The sequence below is a fragment of the Streptomyces sp. NPDC006610 genome (assembly GCF_040611575.1).
Classification (GTDB): Bacteria; Actinomycetota; Actinomycetes; order Streptomycetales; family Streptomycetaceae; genus Streptomyces.
The window spans coordinates 1-16,447 of sequence record NZ_JBEXOP010000034.1 but is presented as its reverse complement, the minus strand read 5'-3'; the positions used below and the strand labels follow the sequence as shown (position 1 = coordinate 16,447).

Annotated in this window: 12 protein-coding genes; 4 read left to right on the top strand and 8 right to left on the bottom strand. The window is 72.8% G+C overall.

The features are described 5' to 3' along the window. Positions 1–3: 3 nt before the first annotated feature. The 8 genes from ftsW to rsmH all read right to left on the bottom strand — a co-directional run bounded on the left by ftsW (position 4) and on the right by rsmH (position 10,689). Positions 4–1,353, bottom strand: coding sequence for a putative lipid II flippase FtsW (gene ftsW, locus ABZY13_RS24670; RefSeq protein WP_356634283.1), 1,350 nt, complete (start codon positions 1,351–1,353; stop codon positions 4–6). 72 nt (positions 1,354–1,425) lie between these two features. Next, the gene (gene murD / locus ABZY13_RS24665) at positions 1,426–2,859 is read right to left on the bottom strand and encodes a UDP-N-acetylmuramoyl-L-alanine--D-glutamate ligase (RefSeq protein ID WP_356634280.1); all 1,434 of its coding nucleotides are present in this window, start codon (positions 2,857–2,859) and stop codon (positions 1,426–1,428) included. Beyond that, on the bottom strand, positions 2,841–3,911 hold the full coding sequence (gene mraY / locus ABZY13_RS24660; protein ID WP_356634400.1) for a phospho-N-acetylmuramoyl-pentapeptide-transferase: 1,071 nt from the start codon (positions 3,909–3,911) through the stop codon (positions 2,841–2,843). The genes murD and mraY overlap by 19 nt, the downstream gene beginning before the upstream one ends. Continuing rightward, the gene (gene murF, locus ABZY13_RS24655; protein WP_356634278.1) at positions 3,911–5,341 is read right to left on the bottom strand and encodes a UDP-N-acetylmuramoyl-tripeptide--D-alanyl-D-alanine ligase; all 1,431 of its coding nucleotides are present in this window, start codon (positions 5,339–5,341) and stop codon (positions 3,911–3,913) included. The genes mraY and murF overlap by 1 nt, the downstream gene beginning before the upstream one ends. A gap of 4 nt (positions 5,342–5,345) precedes the next feature. Then, positions 5,346–6,866 carry a UDP-N-acetylmuramoyl-L-alanyl-D-glutamate--2,6-diaminopimelate ligase gene (locus tag ABZY13_RS24650; protein WP_356634276.1) on the bottom strand — a complete coding sequence of 507 codons (1,521 nt, stop codon included), beginning with the start codon at positions 6,864–6,866 and terminating at the stop codon, positions 5,346–5,348. Between the two features lie 186 nt (positions 6,867–7,052). Next, a complete protein-coding gene (locus tag ABZY13_RS24645) occupies positions 7,053–8,993 on the bottom strand; it encodes a penicillin-binding protein 2 (RefSeq protein WP_356634274.1) in 1,941 nt (646 codons plus the stop codon). A 271-nt stretch (positions 8,994–9,264) separates the two neighbouring features. Continuing rightward, a complete protein-coding gene (locus ABZY13_RS24640) occupies positions 9,265–9,714 on the bottom strand; it encodes a hypothetical protein (protein WP_356634272.1) in 450 nt (149 codons plus the stop codon). Between the two features lie 6 nt (positions 9,715–9,720). Next, a complete protein-coding gene (gene rsmH, locus ABZY13_RS24635; RefSeq protein ID WP_356634270.1) occupies positions 9,721–10,689 on the bottom strand; it encodes a 16S rRNA (cytosine(1402)-N(4))-methyltransferase RsmH in 969 nt (322 codons plus the stop codon). Between the two features lie 424 nt (positions 10,690–11,113). Here rsmH and ABZY13_RS24630 point away from each other — a divergent pair, with 424 nt between their 5' ends. The 4 genes from ABZY13_RS24630 to ABZY13_RS24615 all read left to right on the top strand — a co-directional run. After that, on the top strand, positions 11,114–11,662 hold the full coding sequence (locus tag ABZY13_RS24630; RefSeq protein WP_356634268.1) for a carbonic anhydrase: 549 nt from the start codon (positions 11,114–11,116) through the stop codon (positions 11,660–11,662). A gap of 252 nt (positions 11,663–11,914) precedes the next feature. Next, positions 11,915–12,946 (top strand): MoxR family ATPase, encoded by a 1,032-nt coding sequence (locus ABZY13_RS24625; protein ID WP_356634266.1) that lies wholly within the window; start codon positions 11,915–11,917, stop codon positions 12,944–12,946. Next, complete coding sequence (locus tag ABZY13_RS24620) at positions 12,946–14,325, top strand: DUF58 domain-containing protein (RefSeq protein WP_356634264.1); 1,380 nt, start codon at positions 12,946–12,948, stop codon at positions 14,323–14,325. The genes ABZY13_RS24625 and ABZY13_RS24620 overlap by 1 nt, the downstream gene beginning before the upstream one ends. After that, positions 14,322–16,447, top strand: a 2,126-nt coding sequence (locus ABZY13_RS24615) for a DUF3488 and transglutaminase-like domain-containing protein (RefSeq protein ID WP_356634262.1), incomplete at its 3' end; no start/stop codon positions are given. The genes ABZY13_RS24620 and ABZY13_RS24615, both read left to right, overlap by 4 nt.

Sequence of the window (16,447 nt, the reverse complement as noted above, 5' to 3'; positions counted from 1 at the left end):
AATTCACCGCTCTCCGGACGAGCGCGCCGGGGCGCGCCGTCGCATCGTGTTCCATCTCCGGGACCCCTGCGGGCCCCCAGCCCCCCGCTTTCTACCAAAGCGGGGTTGCCGCATCGCAAGCGCCGCCCGCGCAGCGGGCTCGTCGCGTGCGAAGGCGATCAGCAGCCCGATGGCGAACATGGTCGGCAGCAGGGCGGAGCCCCCGTAGGAGAACAGCGGGAGCGGGACGCCGGCGATCGGCAGCAGGCCGAGCACCGCACCGATGTTGATCACGGTCTGCGCCGTGATCCAGGTGGTCACACCTCCCGCGGCATACCTCACGAAGGGGTCCTCCGTGCGTCCGGCCACGCGGATACCCGCATAGCCTAGAGCGGCGAACAGGGCGAGAACCGACAGCGTCCCCGCCAGGCCCAGTTCCTCACCGGTGACGGCGAAGATGAAGTCGGTGTGAGCTTCGGGGAGTTGGCCCCATTTCTCCACACTCGCACCGAGCCCGGATCCGAACAGTCCGCCGGAGGCGAGGGCGTAGATGCCGTGCACCGCCTGCCAGCAGGAGCCGTCGGATCCCATCTCGGTGGCGCCGATGCAGGAGAAGCGCTCCAGGCGGTTGTCGCTGGTCCTGATGAGGAAAGCGCCGATGACCGCGGAGACGGCCAGCACGCCCACGAACAGCCGGGTGGGCGCGCCCGCCAGCCACAGCAGCCCGAACAGGATCGCGGTGAGGATGATGGCGGTGCCCATGTCGCCGCCGAGCATGATGAGCCCGAGCAGCAGGAACGCGGCCGGGACCAGCGGCACCAGCATGTGCTTCCACTGCGTCAGCAACCTCTTGTCCTGTTTGCGGGCCATCAGGTCGGCGCCCCACAGCACCAGCGCCAGTTTGCCGAACTCGCTGGGCTGGAGCTGGAAGGAGCCGCCGACGGGGATCCAGTTCTGGTTGCCGTTGACCGCCACTCCTATCCCCGGCACCTGCACCAGCGCCATCAGGAAGACGGCGCCCGCGAGGATCGGGTAGGCGAGCGCCCGGTGCAGCTTGACCGGCATCCGGGAGGCGGCGAACAGCAGCACGGCGCCGAGCACGGCGGCCAGCAGCTGCTTGCGGAAGAAGTACCAGCCGGGCAGCGACATCTGCAGCGCGGTGATCTGGGAGGCCGAGTAGACCATCACCAGACCGAGCACGGTGATCAGCAGACTGCCGCCGAGGATCAGGTAGTAGGCGGTCAGCGGCCGGTCCCAGGCCTTGCGCAGACGCGTGTGCAGCCGCTGCACGGGGTTCTCGCGCGGCGGCCGGGGAACGGCGGGACGCCGGGCCGCCCGCTGTACGGGCGGGCGGCCGGTGCGGCTACCGGGCATCGGCGCCTCCGTGAAACGTCGGCCCAGTCGGTCCCACGCGTCCCTCCCAAGGTCGCCCGGCAGGCGGCCGGGTCAGGCGCCGAGTTCGCGAACGGCCTGTGCGAACGCGTCACCGCGCTTGTTGTAGTTGGCGAACATGTCCATGGAGGCGCACGCGGGGGCCAGCAGCACCGTGTCGCCGGCGACGGCGAGCCGCCGCGCCTCCTGGACAGCCTGGAGCATCGCCCCAGTGTCGGTCCGGTCGAGGTCGACGACGGGTACTTCCGGGGCGTGTCGCGCCAGGGCTTCGCGGATCAGGGCGCGGTCGGCGCCGATCAGCACGACGCCGCGCAGCCGCTTCGCCGACTTGGCGACCAGTTCGTCGAAGGTGGCGCCCTTGGCTAGGCCGCCCGCGATCCACACGATCGACTCGTATGCCGCCAACGACGCCTCGGCGGCGTGGGTGTTGGTGGCCTTGGAGTCGTCGACGTAGGCGACGCCGTCCACGTCGGCGACGTGCGCGATGCGGTGGGCGTCCGGCCGGAAGGCCCGCAGCCCGTCGCGCACGGCCGCGGCGGGCACGCCGTAGGCCCGGGCGAGGGCCGCCGCCGCGAGGGCGTTGGCGATGTTGTGCGGGGCCGGCGGGTTGACGTCGGAAACCTCGGCGAGCTCCTGCGCGTTCTTGTGCCGGTCCTCGACGAAGGCGCGGTCGACCAGGATGCCCTCCACCACGCCGAGTTGGGAGGGGCCAGGGGTGCCGAGGGTGAAGCCGATCGCCCGGCAGCCCTCCTCGACGTCCGCCGCGCGCACCAGGTCCTCGGTGGCCCTGTCGGCGGCGTTGTAGACGCAGGCGACCCGATTGCCCTCGTAGATACGGCCCTTGTCGCGTGCGTACGCCTCCATGGAGCCGTGCCAGTCGAGGTGGTCGGGGGCGAGGTTCAGCACGGCGGCGGAGTGGGCGCGCAGGGAGGGCGCCCAGTGGAGCTGATAGCTCGACAGCTCGACGGCGAGCACGTCGTACGTCTCCTCGCCGAGCACCGCGTCCAGCAGGGAGACGCCGATGTTGCCGACGGCCGCCGTGCGCAGGCCGGCCGCCCGGAGGATGGAGGCGAGCATCTGGACGGTGGTGGTCTTGCCGTTGGTGCCGGTGACCGCGAGCCAGGGGGCGGCGTCCGGTCCCCTGAGCCGCCAGGCGAGTTCGACGTCGCCCCAGACCGGGACGCCGGCCTCGGCGGCGGCCGTGAACAGGGGCTTGTCGGGCTTCCAGCCGGGGGCGGTGACGATCAGCTCGGCGCCTGCGGGCAGGGTGGCGCCGTCGCCGAGGCGCACGGTGACGCCGAGCGCCTCCAGCTCGGCGGCCTGGGCGCGGGCGCGTTCGTCGTCGCCGTCGTTGACGACGGTGACGTGCGCGCCGAGGCCGGCCAGGACCCTGGCCGCCGGGACTCCGGAGACGCCGAGTCCCGCTACCGTGACGTGCTTGCCCTGGAACTCCGCAGACGCCGTCGAGGTCACTTTTCCGCTGCCCATCCCGCGTAGAAGAGGCCCAGTCCGACGATGACGCAGATGCCCTGGATGATCCAGAAACGGACCACCACGAGCACTTCGGACCAGCCCTTGAGTTCGAAGTGGTGCTGGAGCGGCGCCATCCGGAAGACCCGCTTGCCCGTCATGCGGAACGAGCCGACCTGGATGACCACCGACATGGTGATGAGGACGAAGAGGCCGCCGAGGATCGCCAGCAGCAGCTCGGTGCGCGAGCAGATGGCGAGGCCCGCCAGCACGCCGCCGAGCGCGAGCGAGCCGGTGTCGCCCATGAAGATCTTGGCCGGCGAGGTGTTCCACCACAGGAAGCCGAGGCAGGCGCCCATCAGCGCGGAGGCGACCACGGCGAGGTCCAGCGGGTCGCGCACCTCGTAGCAGGCGCCCGGGTTGGTCAGCGTCTGCGAGTTGGCGCAGGACTCCTGGAACTGCCAGACGCCGATGAACGTGTAGGCGCCGAAGACGAGCACCGAGGCGCCGGTGGCGAGGCCGTCGAGACCGTCGGTGAGGTTCACGCCGTTCGACATGGCGAGGATCATGAACAGCGCCCAGACGACGAACAGCACCGGGCCGATGGTCCAGCCGAAGTCCGTGATGAACGACAGCTTGGTGGAGGCCGGCGTCTGCCCGCGGCTGTCCGCGAACTGCAGCGACAGCACGGCGAAGGCGATGCCGACGATCAGTTGGCCGGCCATCTTCGCCTTGGCCCGCAGACCCAGCGAACGCCGCTTGACGATCTTGATGTAGTCGTCCAGGAAGCCGACCAGGCCCATGCCGACCATCAGGCCGAGCACCAGCACGCCCGAGTACCTCGGCGGCTCCCCGCTGATCACCTTGCTGAGGAAGTAGGCGGCCACGGTGGCCAGGATGAAGGCGATGCCGCCCATGGTCGGCGTACCGCGCTTGCTGGCGTGCTCGCGCGGGCCGTCGTCGCGGATGTACTGCCCGTAGCCCTTGCGGGCCAGGAGCTTGATCAGCAGCGGGGTGCCGATCAGCGTCAGGAAGAGGCCAATGACTCCTGCGAACAGGACCTGATTCATCATCGGGCGCTGACCTCACCCTCGGCACCGGTCTCCAGCAGCGCCTGGGCAACGCTCTCCAGACCGACCGAACGGGACGCCTTCACGAGCACCACGTCCCCCGGGCGCAACTCGCTGCGCAACAGGTCGACCGCCGCCTGTGCGTCGGACACGTGCACCGACTCCTCACCCCACGAACCCTCGTTATATGCGCCCAGTTGCAGCCAGGCGGCTTCCCTGCCCCCGACCGCGACGAGCTTGCTGACGTTGAGCCGGACGGCGAGCCGTCCGACCGCGTCGTGCTCGGCGAGCGATTCGTCCCCGAGCTCGGCCATCTTGCCGAGCACCGCCCACGTACGCCCCCCCTTCGCCCGTGCGGCCTTGCCGATGGCGACGAGCGCGCGCAGGGCGGCCCGCATGGACTCGGGGTTCGCGTTGTAGGCGTCGTTGACGACCGTCACGCCGTCGGGGCGCTCGGTGACCTCCATCCGCCAGCGGGAGAGGGAGTCCGCCTCGGAGAGCGCGGTGGCGATCTCTTCCGCGGACATGCCCAGCTCATGGGCGACGGCGGCCGCGGCGAGCGCGTTCGACACGTGGTGCTCACCGTACAGGCGCATGGTCACATCGCTTGCACCGGAGGGTGTGTGAAGCCTGAAGGCGGGCTGTCCGCTGTCCGTGAGTCGGACGTTCTCGGCGCGTACGTCCGCTTCGTCGGCCTCGCCGAAGAGGACCACCTTCGCCTTCGTCCGGGACGCCATGGCGCGCACGAAGGGGTCGTCGGCGTTGAGGATCGCGGCGCCGCCCTCCTCGGCCGGCGGCAGGGCCTCCACCAGCTCGCCCTTGGCCTGGGCGATCTGCTCCCGGCCGCCGAACTCGCCGATGTGCGCGGAGCCGACGTTGAGCACCAGGCCGATCCGCGGGGGCGTCAGGCCGGCGAGGTAGCGGATGTGGCCGATGCCGCGGGCGCCCATCTCCAGGACGAGGAACCGCGTCTCCTCGGTGGCTGTGAGCGCGGTGAGCGGCAGCCCGATCTCGTTGTTGAGGGAGCCGGGCGTGAACACCGTCGGCGCCTTGCGGCGCAGCACCTGTGCGATGAGGTCCTTGGTGCTGGTCTTGCCCGCCGAGCCGGTGAGTCCGACGAGGGTGGCGCCGAGCCTGCCCACCACGTGCCGGGCGAGGGCGCCGAGGGCCGCCTGGACGTCGTCCACGACGATCGCGGGCACGCCGACGGGCCGGGAGGCGAGCACGGCGACCGCGCCCGCCTCCACCACCTGCCGCGCGAAGTCGTGGCCGTCGACGCGCTCGCCGGCGAAGGCGGCGAACAGGCTTCCGGGACCCGCCTCCCGCGAGTCCCGGACGACCGGTCCGGTCACCCGCACCGTCGGATCCGGTATGTCGTGCGTCTGCCCGCCGACGACTTCAGCGATCTCGGCGAGAGAGAGGGCGATCACAAGTTCATCCCTGGGTCTTCTTGATGGCTTCGCGAAGCACCTGGCGGTCGTCGAAGGGACGCACCACCCCGGCGATGTCCTGCCCCTGCTCGTGGCCCTTGCCCGCCACCAGCACGGTGTCGCCGGGCCGTGCCCGGGCGACCGCGGCGGCGACGGCGGCGGCCCGGTCCTCGAAGACCTGGACCTCGCCGCGCTCGTGCGCGGGCACGGACGCCGCGCCCTGGAGCATGGTGGCGAGGATCGCGAGGGGGTCCTCGGAGCGGGGGTTGTCCGACGTCAGTACGGCGGTGTCGGCGAGCCGCGCCACGGCGGCGCCCATCGGGGCGCGCTTGGTGGTGTCCCGGTCGCCGCCGCAACCGAGGACGACGTGCAGCCTGCCCTCGGTGACCTTGCGCAGTGCTTTGAGGACCGACTCGACGGCGTCCGTCTTGTGGGCGTAGTCGACCACCGCGAGGTACGGCTGCCCGGCGTCCACCCGCTCCAGCCGGCCCGGCACGCCCGGCACGGCGGCGACGCCGTCGGCGGCGGCCTGCGGGTCGAGTCCGGCGGCGGCGAGGGCGACGATCGCGGCGAGGGTGTTGGCCACGTTGAAGGGGCCCGGCAGCGGGGACTTGGCGGCGATCCGCTCGCCCCGGGGGCCGACGACCGTGAACTGCGAGTCCAGCGGCCCCACCCGGACGTCCTCGGCCCGCCAGTCGGCGTCGGGGTGGCCCTCGGCGGAGTAGGTGACGACGGGGACGCCGGCCTCGCGGGCGAGCCTGCGGCCGTACTCGTCGTCGGCGTTGACCACGCCGAGCCTGCTGCGCTCCGGCGTGAACAGCTGCGCCTTGGCCTGGAAGTAGTCCTCCATGCCGGAGTGGAACTCCATGTGCTCCGGGCTGAGGTTGGTGAAGACCGCCACGTCGAAGACGCAGCCGTCGACGCGGCCGAGGACCAGGGCGTGGCTGGAGACCTCCATCGCGACCGCCTCGACGCCGCGTTCGCGCATGACGGCGAACAGGGCCTGGAGGTCGGTGGCCTCGGGGGTGGTGCGCTCGGACTTGATGCGCTCCTCGCCGATGCGCATCTCGACGGTGCCGATCAGTCCGGTGGAGCGGGCGGTCTTCAGGCCGCCCTCCACCAGGTAGGCGGTGGTGGTCTTGCCGGAGGTGCCGGTGATGCCGATCTGCAGCAGGTCGCGGCCCGGCCGGCCGTAGATGGTGGCGGCCAGCTCGCCCATTCGCGCACGCGGGTCGTCGACGGTGAGCACGGGCAGGCCGGTCGCCGCGGCGCGTTCGGCGCCGGCCGGGTCGGTCAGCACGGCGGCGGCGCCGAGGCCGGCGGCCTGGGTGACGAAGTCGGCGCCGTGCGCGCGGGCGCCGGGCAGCGCGGCGTACAGGTCGCCGGGGCGGACGGCGCGCGAGTCGTGGGTGATGCCCATGACCTCGGCGGGAGTCTCGGGCGCGGTGACACCCAGTTGATCGGCGAGTTCCGCGAGGGGTGTGGCGGAGACCCGGGCCGGCCGGGGCGGTCCCGGATGGGTCACGGGATGGCCCTTCTGGGTGGTTTGGGACTGATCAGGGTGTGGCACGGCGGTGAGCGTACCGGGCGCACCCGCTCCGGAGCGAAGCGAGGGGCCGGGGGTGCCGGGGTTCCGGGGATCGGGGGTGGTCGTCGTCACGGGTGGTTCCTGGTGGCTCGGTGCCGGACGGCGTTGTCCGGCACTGTCGTGTCACGGTCGGAAGGTGACCGGGATGTTGGCGGGCTTCGCTCCCGTCGGCGGGACTTGCAGGGTCTTCAGGGCGAACGCCATCACCTTCTTGTAGACGGGGCCGCAGATCTGGCCGCCGAAGTAGTCGCCCCTGGTGGCGTTCTGGATGGCGCAGTAGACGGTGATGCGGGGCTTGTCGGCGGGCGCGAACCCGGCGAACGACGAGGTGTAGCCGTGGTACTTGCCGGTGTCCGGGTCCACCCGGTTGGCGGTGCCCGTCTTGCCCGCGACGCGGTAGCCGGGGATGCGCGCCCGGGTGCCGGTGCCCTCCTCGTCGTCGACGACCGACTCCAGCATCCGGGCGAGGGTCTTGGCCGTCTTGGCGCTCACCACCCGGGTCTTCTTCGGCTCGGGCGCCGGGATGAAGCGGCCGTCGGCCTCCTTGGTGCCGCGCACCAGGGTGGGTTCGACGCGGACGCCGCCGTTGGCGATGGTCGAGTAGACGGAGGCCGCCTGCATCGCGTTGATGGAGACGCCCTGGCCGAAGGGGATCGTGAACTGCTGGGAGGTCGACCAGGTGTCCGGCGGTGCGAGGATGCCCCTCGTCTCGCCGGGGAAGCCGAGGCCGGTGTACTCGCCGATGCCGAACTCGCGCAGGTAGCGGTAGAGGACCTCGTTGGCCTGCTCCTGGGTCTTGCCGAGCTGGCCGACGGCGAGGATCGTGCCGATGTTGCTGGACTTGGCGAGCACGCCGTTGAGCGTGAGGTACCAGGTCGGGTGGTCGATGTCGTCCTTGAACAACCGGTCGCCCCGGTGCAGGCGGTTGGGCACGACGACGTGTGTCAGGGGGGTGGCGGCGCTCTCCTCCAGTACGGCGGCCATCGACATGACCTTGGCGGTGGAGCCGGGCTCGTAGGCGTCCTGGAGGGCCGCGTTGCCCATGGCGGCGGCGTCGGCGGTGGACAGGTCGTTGGGGTCGAAGCCCGGCGAGTTGGCCATGGCGAGGATCTCGCCGGTGCGGGTGTCCTGGACGATGACGTAGCCGCGGTCCGCGCGGGACTTCTCGACCTGCTCGCCGATGGCGTTCTGCGCGGCCCACTGGATGTCGCGGTCGATGGTCAGCTCGACGTCGGAGCCGGGGACCGCGGGCGTCTCGGTGGAGCCGACGGTCGGCACCTGGTGGCCGCCGGACTGGGCGTAGCGGATCTTCCCGTCCTCGCCGGCCAGCCGCTCGTCCAGCTGCTGCTCGACGCCGCCGCCTCCCTTGCCCTCGGCGTTGACCCAGCCCAGTATCCCGGCGGCCAGCTCGCCGTTGGGGTACACGCGCTTGCTGCTGGGTTCGGCGAGGACGCCGGCGAGGACGTTGACGGTGCTGCGGTCGGTCTCGGCCTTGGCGGCGAGCGCGGATCTCAGGTCGCGGATCTGCTTCCAGACCTGCGGCGTCTGGCGCACGGCGAGCCGGACGTAGCGCAGCTTCTTGTCCGCGGGGCGGAGCTTGTCGGTCAGCTCCTGCTGGTCGAGCCCGAGGATCGGCGCGAGCAGCGCGGCCGCCTGCTCGGGGCCGTCGTCGACCTTGAGCTGCTCGGGGGTGAACAGGGTGGGGTCGGCGGTGATGTCGTACGCGTCGACGCTGGTCGCCAGGGCGACGCCGTTGCGGTCGGTGATCTCCCCGCGCTGGGCGGCGAGGGTGTGCACCACGTACCGGTTCCGCTCGGCCTTCGCGGCGTAGGCGCCGGCGTCGACGGCCTGCACCTGGAGCAGCCGTACGACGAAGACGCAGAGCACGAGCGTCAGCCCGAGCCCGACCATGCGCAGCCGCGGCCGGGGGCTGCCCAGCCTCAGCGCGGGCGCGGGCCTGCGCGCCGGCGCCCGCCCCGGCCGGCGTCCGGCAGCGGGCCGCACCGGCCGAGCGGGCCGAGCGGGCCCGGGCACCCGGCGACGCGGCGGTTGCCTGTCGGTCACGTCCGTCACCTGCCGGAGGTCGGGGTGGGCGGGGCGGTGGGGAGGGCCTCCGGGGGGAAGGCCGCGGGCGGGCGGGCCGCCGTACGGACACGGGCCGGCAGCGGGCCGGCCGCCCTGCGGACACGGGCCGCGGGCCGGCCGGGCGCGGCGGTGGGAACCGGGGCCGCGGCGCAGCCCCGCGCGGCGGCAGGGCACAGTCCGGCGGGCGAGGCCGGGGGCCCGGCGGCACCGGGGGCCGGGCGGCGCGGCGAAGTCCTGTCGGTCACGTCCGTCACCTGCCGGAGGTCGGGGTGGGCGGGGCGGTGGGGAGGGCCTCCGGGGGGAGGACCGCGGGCGGGCGGGCCGCGGCCGGGGTGGGGGCCGCGGGGGACGGGACGCCCTTGACGGTGCCGTCGGGGGACAGGAAGGCGGGGTCGCCGCCGGGGACCATGCCCAGTTCCTGGGCGCGGCGCTGGAGGGCGTCGGGGGCGGAGTAGGCGTCGATGTCCCGCTGGAGGGCCTGTTCCTCGTCGGTGAGGTTCTTGGTCTCCTTGCGGATGTCGTCCAGGCGGAACGAGCCCTCGCTGAGCGCGGAGTTCAGCACCAGCAGCCCGATCAGCCCGCCGCCGAGGAGCAGCACCACCAGCAGGACGAACGGGGTGCGCGCGGCCTGGCCCCGGCCGGCCGGCAGCAGCCGGGCGAGCCGGGCGGCCCGCCCCCTCAGTTCGGGTTTCCTACTCACTGGCCCTCACCCGACGTCCTCCCTGACGCGCTCGGCCGCGCGCAGTCGCGCGGGCGCCGCGCGGCGGTTCTCGGCGATCTCTTCCTCGCTGGGAAGTTCGGCACCCCGGGTGAGCAGCTTGAGCCGGGGCTGGTACCGCTCGGGCACCACCGGGAGCCCGGGCGGCGCGGTGGTCGCCGCGCCGGCCGCGAACACCTGCTTGACCAGCCGGTCCTCCAGCGAGTGGTACGACAGCACGGCGATCCGCCCGCCCACCGCCAGCGCCTTCACGGCCGCCGGGACGGCCCGTTCCAGCACGCTCAGCTCGCCGTTCACCTCGATCCGCAGCGCCTGGAAGGTCCGCTTGGCGGGGTTGCCGCCGGTGCGCTTGGCGGCCTGCGGCAGCGCGTCCCGGATCAGCTCCACGAGCCGCGCGCTGTTGGTGAACGGCTCCTTCTCCCGCTCGCGCACCACGGCGGCGACGATCCGCTTGGCCTGCTTCTCCTCGCCGTACGCGCGCAGGATCCGCACCAGCTCGCCCGCCGGGTAGGTGTTGAGGACCTCGGCGGCGCTGATCCCGGTCGTCTGGTCCATGCGCATGTCGAGCGGGGCGTCCTGCGCGTAGGCGAAGCCGCGGCCGGCCTCGTCGAGCTGCATGGAGGAGACGCCGAGGTCGAACAGGACGCCCTGGACGCGCGGCACGCGCAGGCGGGCCAGCACGTCGGGCAGTTCGTCGTAGACCGCGTGGACGAGCGAGGCGCGTTCGCCGTAGGGGGCGAGCCGCTCGCCGGACAGCCGCAGGGCCTCGCGGTCGCGGTCGAGGCCGATCAGCCGGACGCCGGGGAACCGCTGGAGCAGCGCCTCGCTGTGGCCGCCGAGTCCCAGGGTGCAGTCCACGACCACGGCGCCGGGCTCCTGGAGCGCGGGGGCCAGCACGTCGAGGCAGCGCCGGAGCATCACCGGGACGTGTCGGCTCGAATGCGCTTCGCGCACCATTTCCTTCGGGGCCCTCTCAGGTCCGGCGGGCCGTACGCACCGCCGGGTCCCCGCCCGCTCGTGAAGGGGAGACCTGCCGGCGCCGAGAGCGTCGGCCGGCCGGGAGCGGGTGGAGGCCGAGCCGCACGTACGCGCCGCGCACGTGGGAGGACTCCGGTCGCGGCCGGGGTCCTCGGGATGTCAGTCCAGCGGGGAGAGCCTCGCCTCCCGCTTCGCGTCACTTTAGTCCACCCTGTCTCGCGGTCAATCAACCGGCCCGCGCGTGGCGGCGACGGCGGTGGATCACGCTCCCGGGGACGGCGAATCACCCGCTCGGCCCCGCGACGGTCACGCTTGTGGGTTACGTCACACACAAGGTGTGATGACGTTCTTTGTCCGCTCTCACAGCAGGCCCGCGGGTGGCGTGACCAGTAACGTCATCGACATGACGACTTCTGCATCGGTTCCCGCCGGCTCCGAGGGCGCCATAACGGGCGCCGACACCGTGACGGACCGCCTCGTCGAGGCGAACAAGAGGTACGCCGCCGCCTTCACCGACCCCGGCATGGACGCCCGTCCGGTGCTCCAGGTGGCGGTCGTGGCCTGCATGGACGCCCGGCTCGACCTGCACGCCGCGCTGGGCCTGGACCTCGGCGACTGCCACACCATCCGCAACGCGGGCGGCGTCGTCACCGACGACGTGATCCGCTCCCTCACCATCAGCCAGCGCGCGCTCGGCACCCGCAGCGTCGTGCTGATCCACCACACCGGCTGCGGCCTGGAGACCCTCACCGAGGAGTTCCGCCACGACCTGGAGATGGAGGTCGGCCAGCGCCCCGCCTGGGCGGTGGAGGCCTTCCGCGACGTCGACCAGGACGTACGGCAGTCCATGCAGCGCGTGCGCACCTCGCCGTTCCTTCTGCACACCGACGACGTGCGGGGGTTCGTCTTCGACGTGAAGACGGGTCTGCTGCGCGAGGTCGACCCGGCCTGAACCCCGACGACGGAACGGGCCCGGGATCGCTTTCCGGAGGATTCCCGGGCCCGGAACAAGACAAAACGTCTTCAGCGCCGATGTGTCGCGGCCAGTTGTCCACGGGCGAGTGACACGAATCGATAACGGCGGCAAGAATGCGGGTGGTGGACGTCGCGCGGAACTTTTCCCGCCTGCCGTCCGTGTTCGGGGTGGGCCGGTCCGCATCGCAGAGCGTCGGCCCGGAGAAAGTAACGGGCCGAGGAGGGCCGGGTGACGACCTATGACGATCGAGCGAGCCTCACAGATCTGACTGCCACCGTGGAGCGGGTCCGCAGTGCGGTGGAGGAAGTGATCGAGGGCAAGCCCGAGGTCGTACGGCTTTCGCTGACCGTGCTGCTCGCCGAGGGACACCTTCTGATCGAGGACGTCCCCGGCGTGGGCAAGACCATGCTGGCCAAGGCGCTGGCCCGGTCCATCGACTGTTCGGTGCGCCGTATCCAGTTCACCCCCGACCTGCTCCCCTCGGACATCACGGGGGTGTCCATCTGGGACCAGCAGCGCCGGGACTTCGAGTTCAAGCCGGGAGCGATCTTCGCGCAGATCGTGATCGGGGACGAGATCAACCGCGCCTCCCCCAAGACCCAGTCGGCGCTGCTGGAGTCCATGGAGGAGCGGCAGGTCACGATGGACGGGCAGACGTACGAGCTGCCGAGCCCGTTCATGGTGGTGGCCACGCAGAACCCGGTCGAGATGGAGGGCACCTATCCGCTGCCCGAGGCGCAGCGCGACCGCTTCATGGCCCGTGTCTCCATCGGCTACCCGAGCCCCGAGGCCGAGTTGCAGATGCTGGACGTGCACGGCGGCGTCAGCCCGCTGGACGACCTCCAGCCGGTGGCGCACGCGCACGACATCGTGAAGCTGGTGGAGGCGGTGCGCGGCGTGCACGTCGCCGAGACCGTCCGGCGCTACGCGGTGGACCTGGTCGCCGCCACCCGCACCCACCCGGACCTGAGACTGGGCGCCTCCCCGCGCGCGACGCTGCATCTGCTGCGCGCGGCGAAGGCGTCCGCCGCCCTGAGCGGCCGGGAGTACGCGCTGCCGGACGACGTGCAGGCCCTCGCCGTCGCCGTCCTGGCCCACCGTCTGCTGCCGACCGCGCAGGCCCAGCTCAACCGCCGTACCTCGGAGCAGGTCGTGCAGGAGATCCTGCAGCGCACCCCGGTGCCCGCGGCGCCCCAGCAGGGCGCCTTCGGCGGCCTGGGCGCCGGGACCTACGGCCAGCAGCCGCCGCGGAGGCTGTGATGACCTCGGCGGCAGGGCCCGCGGCGCCCGCCGACGAGGACCGGGGCGACCGCGGCGGCCTGCGCACGGCGCTGGCCGGCCTGACCACCCGCGGCCGGTCCTTCCTGGCCGCGGGGGTCGCCTCCGCCGTGAGCGCCTACGTGCTCGGGCAGAGCGATCTGCTGCGGGTGGGGCTGCTGCTTGCGGTGCTGCCGCTGCTGTGCGCCACGGTGCTGTACCGCACGCGCTACCGGGTCGCCGGCAGCCGCCGACTCTCCCCCGCGCGGGTGCCCGCCGGCTCCGAGGCCCGGGTGCACCTGCGGATGGACAACGTCTCGCGGCTGCCCACGGGCCTGCTGATGCTTCAGGACCGGGTGCCCTACGTGCTGGGCCCGCGTCCCCGTTTCGTGCTGGACCGGGTGGAGCCGGGCGGCCGGCGGGAGGTGTCCTACCGGGTCCGGTCCGACCTGCGCGGCCGCTATCCGCTGGGGCCGCTCCAGCTGCGGCTGACCGACCCGTTCGGGATGTGCGAGCTGACCCGGGCCTTCTCGACGTTCGACACGCTGACGGTGATACCGCGCGTGGAGGCGCTGCCGCCGGTCAGGCTGACCGGCGAGTCCTCCGCCGGGCACGGCGACGGACGGCAGCGCTCGCTCGCCCTGGCCGGGGAGGACGACGTCATCCCGCGCGGCTACCGCTACGGCGACGACCTGCGCCGCGTGCACTGGCGTTCGACCGCGCGCTACGGCGAGCTGATGGTGCGCCGCGAGGAGCAGCCGCAGCGCGCCCGCTGCACGGTGCTGCTGGACACCCGGGGCGTGGCCTTCCAGGGTGCGGGTCCGGGCTCGGCCTTCGAGTGGGCCGTCTCGGCCAGCGCGTCCGCGCTGGTGCACCTGCTGGAGCGGGGCTTCTCGGTGCGGCTGCTGACGGACACCGGCGGCTGCGTGCCGGGCGAGGGCGCCGACGGTTACGCGGGCGTCAGCCAGGAGTCGGCGGACGCGGCCGGGCTGCTGATGGACACCCTCGCGGTGATCGAGCATTCCGAGGGCACCAGTCTGTCGCGGGCGTACGACGTGCTGCGCGGCGGCAACGAGGGGCTGCTGGTGGCGTTCTTCGGCGACCTCGACGAGGAGCAGGCCGCGATGGCGGCCAAGATGAGCCGGCGCGGCGGCGGCGCGGTCGCCTTCGTGCTGGACAGTGAGGCCTGGACGCGGCAGCCGGGCGAGGCGGCCGCGCCGCCCGCCGGCAACGAAAAGTCGCTGCGGATGCTGCGCGGCGGGGGCTGGACGGTGGTGCCGGTGCCGCGGGGCGCCTCACTGCACGATCTGTGGCGGCAGGCGGACCGGGAGCGGTCGGGCATCGTGACGGCGCACGACGCCGGCGGGGAGGGAAGGTCATGAGCGCGCGGGCACGGATGGCGCTGTGCGCGATGGCGGCCACGCTGATGGCCGCGTGCGCCCTGCTGCCGCTGGTCGACACACCCGGCTGGTTCCTCCAGGCGGCGGTTCTGCTGCTGGTTCAGACCGGTGTGGGCGCGGCGGCCCGGCGGGTGCCGCTGGCCCGTGCGCTGACGGTGGCGGTGCAGGCGCTGGTCACGCTGCTGCTGCTGACCGTGGTCTTCGCGCGGCGTCACGCGGTCGCCGGGGTGCTGCCCGGTCCCGAGGCCTTCGCGCACTTCGGCGACCTGCTCCGGCAGGGCGCCGACGACGTGAGCCGGTATGCCATTCCGGCGCCGCTGTCGGACGGCATCGAGCTGATGGTCGTCGGCGGTGTGCTGGTGATCGGGCTGCTGGTGGACGTCATCGCGGTCACCTTCCGCAGCGCGGCCCCGGCCGGGCTGCCGCTGCTCGCGCTGTACTCGGTGGCGGCGGGGCTGGCCGACGGCGCCGGCGGCTGGCTGTGGTTCCTGATCGCGGCGGCCGGTTATCTGATGATGCTGCTGGCTGAGAGCCGGGACCGGCTGTCCCAGTGGGGCCGGGTCTTCGGCGGCGCGTCGCGCGGTCCGGGCCGGGAGCCCGGCGACCCGGTGGCGCCGGTGCGCACCGGGCGGCGGATCGGCGTGGTGGCGCTGGGCATCGCCCTGGTGGTGCCGCTCGGCCTGCCCACGATGAGCGGCGGGCTGCTGGAGGCCGCGGGCACCGGTGCGGGCACCGGCGTCGGGGGCGGCGGCATCATCTCCTCGGTCAACCCGGTGGTGAGTCTGAGCAACAGCCTCAAGGTGGAGGAGGACCGCCAGGTCCTGACCCTGCGCACCGACAGCGAGGACCGGTCCGGCATGTATCTGCGGATCGTCTCCGTGGACGACTTCGACGGCAAGGACTGGAGGCCGTCCCACCGCAACGTCGTCGACGTGCCGGAGGATCTGCCGACGCCGCCCGGGCTCGGCCCCGAGGTCGTGCGCACCGAGGTGCGCACGACGATCGCGGCCGCCGACACGTACGACCAGGACTGGCTGCCGATGCCGTATCCGCCGCGCGACGTGAAGGTGAACGGCCGCTGGAGGTACGAGCCGGTCGGCATGACCCTCGTCGGCGACCGGGGCCAGAACACCCGCGGGGCGACCTACGAGGTGACCAGCCTCGACCTGCGCCCGACGGCGGATCAGCTGGCCTCGGCCGCTCAGCCGCCCGAGGCCCTGGTGCGGGAGTTCACCGAAGTGCCGGACGATCTGCCGGGCGTGGTGGAGCGCAGGGCACGGGAGATCACGGCGGAGGCCGACAACCCCTACGAGCAGGCCGTCGCGCTCCAGGAGCACTTCGCGATCACCGGCGGGTACCAGTACGACACCGAGGTGGACGGCGACAGCGGGACGAAGGCGATCGTCACCTTCCTGCAGGACAAGCGGGGCTTCTGTGTCCACTTCGCCTTCACGATGGCGTCGATGGCCCGCACGCTCGGCATACCGGCCCGGGTCGCGGTGGGTTTCGCGCCCGGCACCCCGCAGGCCGACGACACGGTGGCGGTGGGGCTGCGCGACGCGCACGCCTGGCCGGAGCTGTACTTCGAGGGGGTGGGCTGGACCCGCTTCGAGCCGACCCCCAGCCGCGGCACGACGCCGGAGTACACCATGCCGGACCTGCCGGGCACCGGCACCCCCGAGCTTCCCGAGGCGTCCCGCTCCGCGCAGCCGGTTCCGTCCGCCGAGGCGTCGGCGAGCGCGAGCTGCGCGGCCGGGGACCAGCGGGCGGCCACCTGTGGCGCGGTGCTGCCGCTCACCCCGGAGACCCCCGAGGACAGTGGTCCGCCCTGGTACCGCACGGCGGCCTGGGTGCTGCTGGGGGTCACGGTGGTCGTGCTGTTGCTGCTGCCGATGCTGTGGCGGCTCAGGCGGCGGTCCGTGCGGCTGGGCTCCGCGCTGCACACGGCGTCGGCGCCGGGTGCGCTCGCCCGGGGGGAGCGCGGCGGTTCGGGGAGCGTCGACGGGGTCGCGGAAAGCCAAGGAAGAGGCCAAGAAGGCTTGGATCGCCGCCATCGAACGCGGCGCCGACCCCCAGCACATCGTCACCGCCGCCAAGGCCTATG